Source organism: Actinomadura mexicana, from assembly GCF_900188105.1.
Lineage (GTDB): Bacteria > Actinomycetota > Actinomycetes > Streptosporangiales > Streptosporangiaceae > Spirillospora > Spirillospora mexicana.
Genome location: NZ_FZNP01000007.1, coordinates 52,003 through 65,390 on the forward strand (window position 1 = coordinate 52,003; position 13,388 = coordinate 65,390).

The 13,388-nt window shown below is 72.9% G+C and carries 13 protein-coding genes; 4 read left to right on the forward strand and 9 right to left on the reverse strand.

Annotation, left to right across the window (positions count from 1 at the left end; all coding sequences use genetic code 11):
* Window positions 1–6 precede the first annotated feature (6 nt).
* Entirely contained in the window at window positions 7–258 is a 252-nt protein-coding gene (locus CHC11_RS18980; protein ID WP_089313102.1) for a gas vesicle protein GvpG, read from the forward strand.
* 10 nt (window positions 259–268) lie between these two features.
* On the forward strand, window positions 269–526 hold the full coding sequence (gvpO, locus tag CHC11_RS18985; protein ID WP_089313103.1) for a gas vesicle protein GvpO: 258 nt from the start codon (window positions 269–271) through the stop codon (window positions 524–526).
* A 1,107-nt stretch (window positions 527–1,633) separates the two neighbouring features.
* Here gvpO and CHC11_RS18995 read toward each other — a convergent pair.
* The 3 genes from CHC11_RS18995 to CHC11_RS42120 all read right to left on the reverse strand — a co-directional run bounded on the left by CHC11_RS18995 (window position 1,634) and on the right by CHC11_RS42120 (window position 4,282).
* The gene (locus tag CHC11_RS18995; RefSeq protein WP_179278902.1) at window positions 1,634–2,200 is read right to left on the reverse strand and encodes an LLM class flavin-dependent oxidoreductase; all 567 of its coding nucleotides are present in this window, start codon (window positions 2,198–2,200) and stop codon (window positions 1,634–1,636) included.
* Window positions 2,201–2,352: 152 nt separating this feature from the next.
* Window positions 2,353–3,696: an FAD-binding oxidoreductase gene (locus CHC11_RS19000; RefSeq protein ID WP_089313106.1), complete on the reverse strand. Its 1,344-nt coding sequence runs from the start codon at window positions 3,694–3,696 to the stop codon at window positions 2,353–2,355.
* Window positions 3,697–4,030: 334 nt separating this feature from the next.
* A complete protein-coding gene (locus tag CHC11_RS42120; protein WP_218826157.1) occupies window positions 4,031–4,282 on the reverse strand; it encodes a hypothetical protein in 252 nt (83 codons plus the stop codon).
* Between CHC11_RS42120 and CHC11_RS19005 the strand changes: the two genes are divergently transcribed.
* A complete protein-coding gene (locus CHC11_RS19005) occupies window positions 4,260–4,673 on the forward strand; it encodes a recombinase family protein (RefSeq protein ID WP_245919427.1) in 414 nt (137 codons plus the stop codon). The two genes, CHC11_RS42120 and CHC11_RS19005, sit on opposite strands and share 23 nt — an antisense overlap.
* Window positions 4,674–4,676: 3 nt before the next feature.
* On the opposite strand, the gene CHC11_RS19010 is transcribed toward CHC11_RS19005, so the two are convergent.
* Complete coding sequence (locus tag CHC11_RS19010) at window positions 4,677–5,057, reverse strand: SAM-dependent methyltransferase (RefSeq protein ID WP_218826158.1); 381 nt, start codon at window positions 5,055–5,057, stop codon at window positions 4,677–4,679.
* Window positions 5,058–5,085: 28 nt separating this feature from the next.
* On the opposite strand from CHC11_RS19010, the gene pdxR reads away from it, so the two are divergent.
* Window positions 5,086–6,672 carry a MocR-like pyridoxine biosynthesis transcription factor PdxR gene (gene pdxR, locus CHC11_RS19015; protein ID WP_245919429.1) on the forward strand — a complete coding sequence of 529 codons (1,587 nt, stop codon included), beginning with the start codon at window positions 5,086–5,088 and terminating at the stop codon, window positions 6,670–6,672.
* Here pdxR and cydC read toward each other — a convergent pair.
* The 5 genes from cydC to CHC11_RS19040 form a co-directional block, all read right to left on the reverse strand.
* Window positions 6,618–8,339 (reverse strand): thiol reductant ABC exporter subunit CydC, encoded by a 1,722-nt coding sequence (gene cydC / locus CHC11_RS19020; protein ID WP_245919431.1) that lies wholly within the window; start codon window positions 8,337–8,339, stop codon window positions 6,618–6,620. The genes pdxR and cydC overlap by 55 nt on opposite strands.
* Window positions 8,336–9,913, reverse strand: coding sequence for a thiol reductant ABC exporter subunit CydD (cydD, locus tag CHC11_RS19025; protein ID WP_089313431.1), 1,578 nt, complete (start codon window positions 9,911–9,913; stop codon window positions 8,336–8,338). The genes cydC and cydD overlap by 4 nt, the downstream gene beginning before the upstream one ends.
* 57 nt (window positions 9,914–9,970) lie before the next feature.
* Window positions 9,971–10,714, reverse strand: a complete 744-nt coding sequence (locus CHC11_RS19030) for a cytochrome d ubiquinol oxidase subunit II (protein WP_089313108.1) — start codon at window positions 10,712–10,714, stop codon at window positions 9,971–9,973.
* Between the two features lie 13 nt (window positions 10,715–10,727).
* The gene (locus tag CHC11_RS19035) at window positions 10,728–11,984 is read right to left on the reverse strand and encodes a cytochrome ubiquinol oxidase subunit I (RefSeq protein ID WP_342749997.1); all 1,257 of its coding nucleotides are present in this window, start codon (window positions 11,982–11,984) and stop codon (window positions 10,728–10,730) included.
* A 116-nt stretch (window positions 11,985–12,100) separates the two neighbouring features.
* Window positions 12,101–13,237 (reverse strand): MFS transporter, encoded by a 1,137-nt coding sequence (locus tag CHC11_RS19040; RefSeq protein WP_342749998.1) that lies wholly within the window; start codon window positions 13,235–13,237, stop codon window positions 12,101–12,103.
* Window positions 13,238–13,388 lie beyond the last annotated feature (151 nt).

Genomic DNA, 13,388 nt, shown 5'->3' on the forward strand with positions numbered 1-13,388 from the left:
CAGGAGATGGGATTCTTCTCCGGGCTGGTCACGGCGCCCCTGGCACCCGTCAAGGGCGTGATGTGGCTGGCCGAGACCCTGACCGAGCAGGCCGAGGCGCAGCTGTACGACCCGGGGCGGATCGCCGCGGAGATGCAGCAGGTGGCCGACGAGGCCGCCGCCGGCGAGATCACCGAGGAGGAGGCCGCCGAGCGCGAGGAGGAGCTGATCCACCGGTTGAACGAGGGCCGCGCCCGCGGCTACCAGCCGGGCGGCTAGGAGGCCCGTGATGATGTCCGCGTCCAAGGCCGCCGAACTGGCGGTGGAGCACGTCACCGCGATGACCGGCCGCCGGGCCGAGAGCGTCGTGGGAATGGAGCGCACGGAGGAGGGCTGGCGCGTCAAGGTGGAGGTCGTGGAGACCCACCGCATCCCCGATTCCGCGGACATCCTCGCGGTCTACGACACCGAGGTGGACGAGGACGGGGAACTGGTGAGCTACCGGCGCGCCGGCCGCTATGCCCGCGGACGCGTCGAGAGGAACTGAGCGGCCGTGAGTGACACCGCCTGCGCCCGTGCGGATCGCGATCCTCTACCCGCGACGACGCACGCGTCACCCAGGTGTTCTCGGACGGGGGCGGCCGGTTCACCGATGTCCTCGACCTGATCAACGGCCGCTCGGAGTGGGGCGTGAAGGCCTACGCCGATCCCGACCTGCTGCGCGGCGACGCAGGTGAGGCCGGCCCCGACTCCGGTGGGGGGCTCGCGCCGGGCGCCGAGCCCCTCACCGGTCCCGCCCCCCGAAGATCAAGGCCACCCCGACCTCGACCTCGGCCCGCTCCTGCCTGTCGACCGACCGGCCCCGGGCGGGCGACGGCCACCGCGGGTTCACCCCGGTCGCCTTAGAAGAAGGTGTAGTGGAACGCCCCCCCGGGCCCGCGGCGCGGTGCAGGTCGGCGACCCCGCGGTCGAAGTCGGCCGGGGTGGCCAGCCCGGCCGCGACGGCCTCCTCGCGGACGCCGCGTCGGGGGGACAGCCTTGCGATGCGGATGGTGTCAGGTGGGGTCGTTGACCAGCGGATCTCGATGTGACGTGTGGCGCAGGTGTCATCCGGTGCGGAGCCTTCGGGGTTGGGTACGGAGAATTTTTTTGGGCGGTGTGGGCGCAGCTGCCGCAGATCCAGACACCGGGTCCGGCGACGAGTGGGCCAAGGTCCTTGTCAGCCGCAGAAGGAACAGGCACTGTCGGTGGTCTTGGAGCGGCCGATGCGGCGGTGCCGTCGCTGAACCGGCTGGATCCATTCCTCGAGTTCCTTCCTGATCCGGGCGACGTCTACCCCGAGGTCATTGAGGACGCGGTGGGCCGAGCACCGGAGTCGGTTGCCAGGCAGAACAGGACGTGCTCGGACCGGAACTGGGACTGGCCGCGCCGGGCGGCCAGTCGGCGGGCTTGGGTGATGGATTGTTCGCCTTCGCCGTCGCCGACGACCCGGCGTTCCCGGCCTGCGCCCTCGGCGATCACCGCGGGCTCGAACAGGCGGGCGCTGGCTTCGCGGACCTTCTCGCGGGTGACGCCGAGGGCTGTCGAGGATGTTCGCGGTCACCCCGACGTGCAAGGGGTTGGGGAAGCTGTGGACCGCCATTGGCGGTACCTGTCAGTAGCTTCTGTTCGAGGGTTTGCAGGCCAAAGGACGGGGGGCCACCCAACCGTCGGACAGGCGGGCGGCTCGAGCGAACCCGGCGGGTACCAGACCGGCCAGGAGCAGTCCGGGACGGCCTTCAGGGAGGGCGGGGACCGGGCCGGATGCTCCAGTCGTCTCCCCGCGCCACACGGCGCGCATCGCCGCGAGGCCCGCCTCGAACGCGGCGCCGCGCCGGGTCGCCGGTACATCGCTGGCGGCGTAATTCTCGGGCCAACCGCCCATGCCCAGGCCCACGGTCAGCCGTCCGGCGTACAGCCGCTCCAGCGAGCCGATCTGCTTGGCCAGCAGCACGGGGTTGCCCTGGTAACCGGTGTTGAGGACAGTGGTCATCAGCTCGATGCGCTCAGTTCGGACCGCCGCGGCGGCCAGCGCGACGAGCGGGTCCAGGTTGTCGTACACCAGCCGGTCGATCACCCCCAGGGAGGCGAAGCCGCGCTCCTCGCTTTCAGCGGCCCAGCGCCCGATGACCGTGGCGTCCGTGTCCGGCACGGCGGCGGGCAGCCCGATTCCGATCCGCACGACTTCCTCCCGTGACTGTGGTTGTGTGCAGGTTGGGATGCGGTGCCGTACGGACCGGCGGCGCCACTGTCAAGGACACCGGCATGGCCCCGCACCGCGTCGGAGCGAGGCCCTGACCTGAACGGCCGGGGCGCGCGGATACGGCCGCGCCGTCATGTCGACGCCTTTTTCGGGGGGATGTTGAAGTTGATCCGGAAGACGTTGCCGGGGTCGTAGACGGCTTTGAGCTCGGTCAGGCGGGTGTAGTCGCCGGGCCGGTAGGCGGTGCGGACGATGGCCGGGTCGGTGTCCTCCACACCGGCGAAGTTGATGTTGGTGCCACCGGTGCTCCAGGGGCGCAGGTCCGCCAGGAACCGGTCGCGCGACTCCCGGTTCCCGGGGGCGGGCGTCACGCCGGTGAAGAGGGAGAACGCCGCGTCCCTGCCGCCGACGCAGTTGGGGATCTCGGGCGGGCGGGCGTAGGCGCCGCCGAAATGCCGCAGCTCGGCGATGAACGGCGGCTGCGCGTCCGGTCCTGCGTGGGCCAGGAGCGTGTCGACCGCGTCCTTGCCGATCTCGTGAAGGAGCACGTTGCGGTCATAGGCCACGTAGGGGGCATCGGTGGGCTCGTGGTGGATGGTGCCGACCTCGGCGTAGGGCATGTCCCGCAGCGTGTCCATCAAGGTGGGACCGATCTCCCGCAGCGGCCGCACCAGATCCTCTCCGCCTTCGGCGCCGCTGAAGGCGATCCGTACATGCGTGACGAACCTGCCGCGCAACGGCGCCGGCACGCCGGGCAGGTCCGGGTTCTGTGCCAGCAGCACTGAGGAGGCCATGTGCTCCGGTAGCGAACGGGTCCATTCGGCGTAGGCGTGCAGGACGTCGCCGGTGGCATCGGCGGGGAAGTAGAGGCCGCCGCCGTACAGCCGCGACACCGGGAACAGCTCGATCTCCATGCCGACGACGACGCCGAAGTTGTCCTTGCCGCCGCGCACCGCCCAGAACAGATCGGGGTCGCTGCCAGGACCGGCCTCGCGCAGACGGCCGTCGGCGGTGACCACGCGCAGCCGCCGTACGTGATCGGCGGCGAAGCCGAAGCGGCGGCCGAGCAGGCCCGCGCCACCGCCGGTCGTGTACCCGACCGCGCCCACGTTGGGGCTGGAGCCGTTGAGCGGCGCCAGACCGTGCAGTCCGGCCCGCTCCACGACCTGCCGCCACCGCGTCCCCGCCTCCACCCAGGCGGACCTGGCCTGCGGGTTCACCTCGACACCGTTCAGCCGCCCGGTGTTGATCAGCACGGCGCCGTCCGCAGCCACCGAAGGGCTGTGGCCGGTGGCCATCACGCCGACAGCCCGGCCCTGCGCCACCGCCATCCGCACGGCGGCGACCACGTCCTGCTCACCGGCGGCACCGACCACGCACGCCGGACGCGATTCCACAGCCCGGTTGAGCCCCACCCGCTCCTGGTCATACGCATGCTCACCAGGTCGAAAGATCTGGTCTGGAGATAGGTTCATGCAGGTCAACGTATCCACGCATGGGACGGCGGTCTTGTAGGAATCGGACACCGTGCGCCCGGCGAAGTCACCGGCCCCGCGATCCGCACCGCCCGAAACCAACGACCCTGCCCGCGCGGCCCTCGCCGGTCTCCTCGGCTCCTACAGCCCAGCCGCGTTCGGGCTGCGCTGCTGCTCTTGGATCTTTCGTTTCGCGGGGCCTGGGGCGCGGTTTGTCAGTCATTGGCCGGTGTTCCGTTAGGGGATCCCCCACCGGAACACCCGCCGCTCGGGACGGCGCCGCAGGTCGGGTGTTCCGTAAGAGTGTTCCGCGAACTGTCCCGGTGACGGGGCCCTATCCGGAACACTTGAGGGCGTGAACGCCGCGAACGCAGCGCCCTCCGGCGCGGCTCCCGGCGCCGTCCGGGTCGGCTACGCCCGCTGCTCCACCGACGAGCAGGACGTCGTCGTCCAGACCGAGCAGCTGCTCGCGCTCGGCGTCCCGGCCGACCGGATCTACATCGACCAGGGCTTCCGGGACCACCCGCCGCAACCGCGCCGGGCTGGACCAGACCCTGGCCGCGGTGTGGCCGGACAGCGTGTTCACCGTCACCAAGTTCGACCGGTTCGCCCGCAACATGGCCGAGGCCAACCAGATCCTCACCGACCTGTCCGACCGAGGCGTGCTGTTCGGGCTCGGCGGATCGGTCCACGACTGGAACGACCCGTTCGGCCGGCTGTTCCTGCAGACCCTGGCGATGGTCGCCGAGTTCGAGGCCAACCTCGGGCACCTGCGCACCCGCGAGGGCATGGCGCTGGCCCGCAGGAACGGCAAGCTCAAAGGCAAGCAGCCCAAACTCCCCGAGCCGGCGCGGCGGTCCATCCGCCGCCGCCACGCCGAAGGCGAGGTGTCGCTGGCCGACCTGGCCACCGAGTACAGCGTCGGCCGCTCCACCATCCACCGCATCATCCACGGCCCGCCGACCGAGCCACGCTGACGATCAACCAGCTACAACGCCGGTCCGTGATCCCTTTCCGGCGTATTCCGGCCGCCCCCCGTCGGGGAACGGTCCCGCAGGACCGCACCGCCACCGCACCCGCGCCGCGGGAAAGGACGCCTCGACGCGGGCGCGGGCCTGGTCCAGGGACGCGCGCGAGAGGTCCACCGCGGTCAGGCGCATGCCGGGGGAGCGCGACACCAGATGCACCGTCTGCGCCCCGACCCCGCAGCCGGCCTCCAGCACCCGGCTGCCCGCCGGGTAGGCGGTCCCGTCGTGCAGCAACGCGGCCAGGACATCGGCCTGGTCGCCGAGCCGCCGCGCCTCCCGCCCCGAATACCCGTGCACATACCCGCCGGGGCCGCTCGCCATCGTGGTTTCCATGCCTTCACCGTGGCCGCACAATGGCCTGGTGAACAGGTCCAATGACGGCGAACACGACAGGTCCGTAACCCGGGGATCGGACTTCCTGCAACTCGACCCCGCCGACGCCCCGCCCGGCGGGCTCGCCGACTGGCTCGCCGGACGGCTCCGCCACGCCATCGCCGACGGCCGCCTGCCCATCGGAGCCCGCCTGCCCGCCACCCGCGTCCTGGCCGCCGAACTGCGCGTCTCCCGCGGCGCGGTCACCGAGGCCTACCAGCGCCTGACCGACGAAGGCCACCTCGCCGGACGCGGCCGGGCCGGCACCATCGTCGTCGCCGCACCCCTCACCCCGGCCCCACCCACCACCGGCCCGGCCCGTGCGGCCTCCACCTCACCACCGGACCCCGCCGCCCCCGCACCGTTCCCGGGGGAGCAGTTCCCGGGAGAGCCGGGCCCGGACGTGTTCGACGTCCTGCGCGACCTGCCCGCCCGCATCGACCTGTCACCCGGCCTGCCCGACCTCGCCGCGTTCCCGCGCGCTGCCTGGCAGCGCGCCGAACGCACCGTCCTGCGCGACCTGCCCGCCGCCGGACTCGGCTACGGCGACCCGCGCGGCACCCCCGCCCTGCGCACCGCCGTCGCCGACTGGCTCGCCCGCTACCGCGGCATCCGCGCCGACCCCGCCGGCATCGTCGTCGTCGCCGGCACCGCCCAAGCCCTCGGCCTCATCGCCCGCGTCCTGGCCCGGGCCGGCATCGACCGGATCGCCGTGGAGGACCCCGGCTCCCTCGGCGTCCGCCAGCACCTGGCGCACTGGGGGATGGGCACCCCGCCCGTCCCCGTCGACGCCGCCGGAATCCGCGTCGACCACCTGCGCGCCACCGCCGCCCCCGCCGTCCTGCTCACCCCCGCCCACCAGTTCCCCACCGGCGTCGTACTCGGCGGCGACCGCCGCCGCGACCTCACCCGCTGGGCCGCCGCAGGCGGCCTGGTCATCGAGGACGACTACGACGCCGAGCACCGCTACGACCGGCCCCCGGTCCCCGCACTGCGCTCCATGCTCCCCGACCGCGCCTTCTACACCGGCAGCGTCTCCAAACTCCTGGCCCCCGCACTGCGGATCGGATGGATCCTGCCGCCGCCCGCGCACCTGGACGCCGTCATCGCCGAGAAACGCTTCGCCGACCTCGGCAACGCCGCCCTCCCGCAACTCGTCCTCGCCGAACTCATGAACTCCGGCGAGATGGAGCGCACCCTGCGACTGCTGCGCCGCCGCCACCGCCGCCGCCGCGACACGATGATCGCGGCCATCGCCGCGCACCTGCCCACCGCGGCCGTGCACGGCGCCGCCGCCGGACTGCACCTCACCATCACCTTCCCCGGCCACCCCCCGGACAGCCTCAACGACGCCGGCCTCGCCGCGGCGGCACTGCAACACGGCGTCAAAACCCACCCCCTGTCATGGCACGCGCAACGCCCCCACCCGCCCGGGCTGGTCCTCGGATACGCGGCCGTCCCCACCTCGGCCATCCCCGACGCCATCGCCGCCCTCGCCCGCGCCCTCCACCACACCCGAAGTCAGCACGCCACCGCCCGGGAGGCCAGAAGCTCGGCCTCCCACAGGTCCCGGTAGGCGCCCGCCACCGCCAGCAACTCCTCATGCCGGCCCCGCTGCACCACCCGCCCCCGATCCAGCACCACCACCTCGTCGGCCGCCCCCAGCGCCGCCAGCCGATGCGTGACCAGCAGCAGCGTCCCGCCACCCGGCGCCTCCAGCAGCTCCCGCGTCACCGCGTCAGCCGCCGCCGTATCCAGCCCCTCCGTCGGCTCGTCCAGCACCAGCACCGGCGGATCGGCCAGCAGCGCCCGCGCCAGCAGCAGCCGCTGCCGCTGCCCGCCCGACAGGCCGCGCCCACCCGCCCCCACCACGGTCTCCCACCCGTCCGGCAAGGCCCGCACCACCTCGGCGAACCGCGCCCGCTCCGCCGCCGCCCACAACTGCGCCTCACCCGCGCCCGGACGCGCCAGCAGCAGATTCGCCCGCACCGACGCAGCGAACACATGCGCGTCCTGCGCCAACCCCCGCACCGCCGCCCGCACATCCCCGGGCGCATACCCGCCGACGTCCCGCCCACCCAGCAGCACCGCACCCGACGCCACCGGCACGTCCCCGGACACCGCCGCCAAAAGGGTGCTCTTGCCCGCCCCGCTCGCCCCCACCACCGCGACCCGCCGGCCCGGCCCCACCCGCAGATCCACCCCGTCCAGCGCCACCCCGTCCCCGTAGGCGACACGCACCCCCAGCAGCTCCACCTCCAGCGGCTCCCCCGGCACCACCGCCGCACGCGCCGGACCCGGCGCCGGGGGAGCGGCCAGCACCGCCCCGACCCGCCGCACCGCCGGCACCACCTCCCGCAACCGCTGCGCCGCACCCGCCACCGGCAGCACCGACTCCACCGCAGCCAGCGCCGTCAACGCCAGCACCGAAGCACCCACCTCCTCCACGCCCGCACGCAACCCCACCCACGCCACCGCAGCGACCGTCACGCCCTGCACCACCAAACCGGCCGCCGCCACCACCGCCGACACCCGCCCCGCCGACCGCTCCGCCCCCTCCAGCCGCCGCACCGCATCCCGCGCACGCTCCGCATACCGGCCCGACGCACCGAACATCGCCAGATCCCGCGCACCCTCCAGCACGTCCAGCGCCCGCACCGCCAGCACCTCACGCCCGTCCGCCATCCGCGCCGCCGCACGCCCGCCGGCCACCGCCGCCACCACCGGCAGCACCACCCCCGCCACCAGCAGCCCCACCCCCAGCACCACCGCCGCCGACGCCTCCACCAGCGCACACACCGCCACCCCCGCGGCCCCGCACACCACCGCCGCCGCCACCGGCAGCACACACCGCAGCAGCAGATCCTGGACGGCCTCCACATCCGACACCATCCGCGTCAGCGCATCACCGTCCCGCACCCGCCGCGCCCCAGGACGCGCCGCCGCCAACGCGTCGAACACCCGGCCCCGCAACTCCGCCAGCGCCCGCAACGCCGCATCGTGCCCCGCCAGCCGCTCCACATACCGCAGCGACCCCTTCGCCAGCGCGAACCCCCGCACCGCCACGACCGCCACCGACAGCGCCCCCAACTCCGGACGCTGCGACGCCCGCGCGATCAGCCACGCCGCCGCCGCGACCAACCCCAGCCCGCACAACTCCGCCGCCGCACCCGCCGCACCCGCCGCCACCAGCCGCACCGCGTGCGGCCGCACCGCACCCCACACCCCCGGCGCGCCCCTCACGCCGCCTCCTCGCCGCCCCGCCCACCGGCCCCCGCGCACACCCGGCCGCCCTCCAACCGCACCACCCGGTCCGCCGCCCGCAGCAACGCCGGACGATGCGCCACCAGCACCGCCGTCCGCCCCGCCAGCAACCGCACCGCCGCATCCACCAGCACCCGCTCACTGTGCAGATCCAGCCGCGCCGTCGGCTCGTCCAGCAGCATCACCGGACCCCCCGACAGGAACGCCCGCGCGATCGCCAACCGCTGCCGCTGCCCCGCCGACGACCCCGCACCGCCCTCACCCAGCACCGTCGCCAAACCCTCAGGCAACTCCCCGACGAAATCCGCCGCGGCCGCCCGCGCCGCCTCCGCCACCCGCTCCGCCCCGGCCCCCGGATCACCCAGCCGGATGTTGTCGGCCACCGACGCCGCGAACAGGTGCGGCCGCTGCGGCACCCACCCCACACGCGCCCGCCACGCCTCCACCTCCAACTCCGCCAGATCCACCCCGTCCACCAGCACCCGCCCCGAATCAGGGGACACCAGCCCCGCCAGCACCAGAAGCAGCGTCGACTTGCCCGCCCCCGACGGCCCCGTCACCGCCACCCGCTCACCCGGCCCCACCCGCAGCGACACCCGATCCAACGCCGCCTCCGCCGCCCCCCGGTACCGGACCGTCACCTCCTCCAGCACGATCTCCGGCGCCCCCGCGCCCACCACGACCCGCCCCCCGGACCCCGAAACCGCCGGCGCGTCCAACACCCCGAACACCTCCCGCGCCGCCGCCACCCCCTCCGCACTCGCATGGAAACGCTGCCCCAGCGCCCGCAACGGCAGATACACCTCCGGCGTCAACACCAGCACCAGCAAACCCGTCGACAGCACCATCTCCCCACCCAACAACCGCAACCCCACCGGAACCGCAACCAACGCCACCGACAACGCGCACACCGACTCCAGCACCAGCGACGACAGGAACGCCACGCGCAGCGCCCGCACACTCGCCCGCCGATGCTCACCCGCCAACTCCCGCACCACCACCGACTGATGACCGGTCCGCCCGAACGCCCGCAACGTCCCCAACCCCGCCACCACGTCCCGGAAATGCCCGCCCAACCGGTGCAGCAGCCCCCACTGCCGACCCGTCAACGCCGCCGTCCGCATCCCCACCAGCGCACCGAACACCGGCACCAGCGGAACCGTCACCGCCACCACCAGCGCCGACACCCAATCCGCCGCCACCAGCCGCACCAGCACCACCACCGGCACCGCACACGCCGCCACCACCTGCGGCACATAACCAGTGAAGAACGGATCGACCGCGTCCAACCCCCGCGTCAGCAACGTCACCCGCGCCCCCGCATCACCCGCCGCCCTCTCCAGCAGCGCACCCCGCAGCCCCCGCTTCACCCGCGCCGCCGCCCGGCCCGCCACCAGCGCCACCACCCACGCCAGCAACGCACGCCCGGCCACCACCACCGCCACCCACGGCAACGGCCCCGCATCCAGGCCCGCCACCGCCCGCACCAGCAGCTCCGCCTGCACCACCAGCAGAACACCCTGACCTGCCGCCAGCACCCCCAGCAGCACCATCACCCGGCCAGGAACCCACCGCAGCAGACGCCGCTCAACGCCCTTCACCCCGGCCGCCTACAAGTACGAGGGCGACTCCACACGCCCCCGGAACGTCCACCACACCAGCGCCTGCGACGCCAACAGCAACGGCAGCACCACCACCGTCACCACCGCCGTCATCGTCAGACCCGCACCCTCGGCCACGACCTCCGACCACTCCACCTGCACCCCGGCCACCACCGGCGCACCCGCCATCACCAGCGCCGACAACCCGTACCGGGACGGAACCCGCCCCACACGCTCCGCCAACCCCACCGGCAACCGCCACCGAACGAACCCCACACCATGCCAGGCGAACAGCACCGCCAACGGCAACCCCGCAACGCTCCCCACACCCAGCCCGCCACCGGCCAGCACCGAACCCAGCACCGCCCCCCACGCCAACGCCAGCGCCCAACTCCCCGCCACGATCGCCGCGTCCCACACACCACGCCACACCGCCGCGTCCACCCGCCCCCGCAGCCACAACCCCATGTCCCGCACGACCCAACCGAACAGCAGCACCACGAACAGCGGATACAACTCCTCCAGCAACCCGTGCTCCAGCCCCGGGAACGCACCCGCCACCAGACCCGCCGCCGCCACCAGCCACACCTCGTTGCCCAGGAAGAACGGCGCGAACGACGCGATCACCAACCGCCGCTCCCGCTGGTCCCGCCCCAGCCACGGCAGCAGCATCCCCACCCCGACATCGGCACCCGCCAGCACCAGATACCCGGCCGAGAACACCGCCAGCAACACCACCGCGAGAGAATCCATCACCAGGCTCCTGTCAGAACGTCGGGCTCATCACCGGCGCGGCCGGCTCCACCGGGGGAGAGGCACCCAGCCCCGCCCCCTCCGGACCCCGCCGCGCGAACCGCGCCAGCAGCCACGCGTTCACCCCGAACAGCAACGCGAACAGCACCGAGAACGCCACGAACGACACCGTGATCGTCCCCGCCCCCACCCCCGGCGACAGCGCGTCCCGCGTCTTCAGCACCCCGTACACCATCCACGGCTGCCGCCCCACCTCACGGAACACCCACCCCGCCACCATCGCCACATACGGCAGCGGCACCGCAGCGATCATCAGCACGTGGAACACCCGCCCCCGCACCAGCCACCGCCCGAACGGGAACTTCACCAACGCCACCGCCGCCACCAGCAGCATCAGCATCCACATCGTCATCATCAGCGCCTCACCGACCCCCGCCAGCACCGGCGCCCGGTAATCGTCCGCTCCGAACCGCGCCGTGAAATCCGCCACCGCGGCCGCCGCCTTGCCCCCACCCGTCTTCGTCGGCTGCACGTACTGGAACTGCATCCCGCCGAACACCACCACCGGCATCACCGACACCATCACCGTCAGCAACCCGATCCGCATCGACCGCCGGAAGAACTCCACCTCCGCCGTCCGCCGCAGCAGATGAAAACCACTCACCCCCGCCATGAAGAACCCCGCCGTCAGCAACCCCCCGAACAGCACATGGAAGAACGCCAGCAACGCCGTCGGATTCGCCAGCAGAGCCCCCGCATCGTCCAGCCGCGCCACACCGTCCACCATCACGAACCCCACCGGACGCTGCAGCCACCCGTTCGCCACCAGCACGAAGTACGCCGACAGATACGCCGTCAACGTCACCACCCAGATCAGCGCCAGATGAACCCACCGGTTCAGCCGATCCCACCCGAAGATCCACAACCCCAGGAACGTCGACTCCACGAAGAACGCCACGATCGTCTCCAGCGCCAGCGGCGCACCGAACACGTTCCCCGTCACCCGCGACAGCCCCGACCAGTTCAGACCGAACTGGAACTCCATCACCAACCCGGTGACGATCCCCACCGCATAGTTGATGACATACAACTGCCCCCAGAACCGCACCATCCGCGCATGCACCGCACTGCCCGACACCGTCGCCCGCGTCTGCGTCAACGCCACCAGCGTCGCCAACCCCAGCGTCAACGCCACGAACAGAAAATGCGTGCCGGCCGTCAACGCGAACTGCACCCGCGCCAGATCCAGCGGATCCGCACCCATCAGCACACGCTCCAAGAATCGATCCGCAACGACCCCACGATCCTCGGCCCGCACCCACCGCCCACGAATCCGGCGAGAGCGTTCAACCGCAATGCGCCTTTGGCGTACCGCCCACCCGCCGCCTACGCCTCCGGATGTACACGGCCACGCCACGCCACCAACCCCAGCACGACGGCCACCACCACGTACGGCACCGCCGCCACCCCCACCAACACACCCGCACCCGCCCACCGCGACCCCAGCGCATACCCCGCATACACCAGCACCGCCACCACCTCAGCCCCGAACCCCGCCACCGACGTCACCGTCGCCCGCGCCCCGTCACCCACCCGCTCCTGCAACCGCGCGTCCGCCGACGCCATCGCCCACGGGAACACCCCGAACGCCACCGCCACCAGCACCAGCCCACCCGGCCGGCCACCCAGCGACCCCACCGCCAGACACACCGCACCCACCCCCAGCACCGGCGCCAGCCACCGCACACCCCGCCCCGCCGACCAACCGCCCACCGCATCGCCCACCGTCACCAGCAGCACCAGCAACGGCACCGCCGACGCCGCCACACCCGTCGATCGCACGAGCAGCGGCACATACTCATCCAGAGCGGTCACCCCCTCCAGCACCATCACCAGGACCAGCGCCCGCCGCACCCTCGGCTCACCCCGCACCTGCGCCCACCCCTGACGCACCACCGACCCGAACGACGGCGCCTCCGCGCCCTCACCACCGACCCCGGACTCCGGCAGAAACCACCCCGCCACCGCGCACCCCACGCAAGCCGCCACACTCGCCGCGCCCAGCCCCCGGTACCCCCACGCCGCCAGCACCGGCGACGCCACCGCCGACGCCGCCACCACCGCCAGCAGCGACACCGCCTCAGAACGCCCGATCAACCGCGCGTAGGCGCCCGGCGCCCCAACCCGCTCCAGCTCCTCGTACACCAGCGCCTGCATCGTCCCCGAACGCAGCGCCGACCCCGCGCCCCACAACACGAACCCGGCGGCGAACGCCGGATACGAAGGAAAGAAGGCCCACAGCCCGAAACCCGCACCAGCCAGCAGGGGAGCGGCCACCAGCAGCAAACGCCGGGAGAACACATCCGCCCACAAACCGGACGGCAGCTCCAGCGCGAACGTCGTGACCGACCAGATCACGAACAAGGACGAGACGGCGGCGGGGGAGAGCCCGGTCTCGGCGAACAGCACCGCGTACACCGGGTACAGAAGGACGAAATCCTCAAGGAATGCGTAGCCGTACAGCCTCCGCGCGAGCCCCGCCTCAGGTGAAGATCAATGTCGTCGGCGCATGCTCGCACCCTAACCGCCACGGGCCCGCCCGCGCACCAGGAAATCGACGGGGGAGAGGCCCCATCAACAGGCCAGATCGTCACTCTCCGTAACCAATCTTACC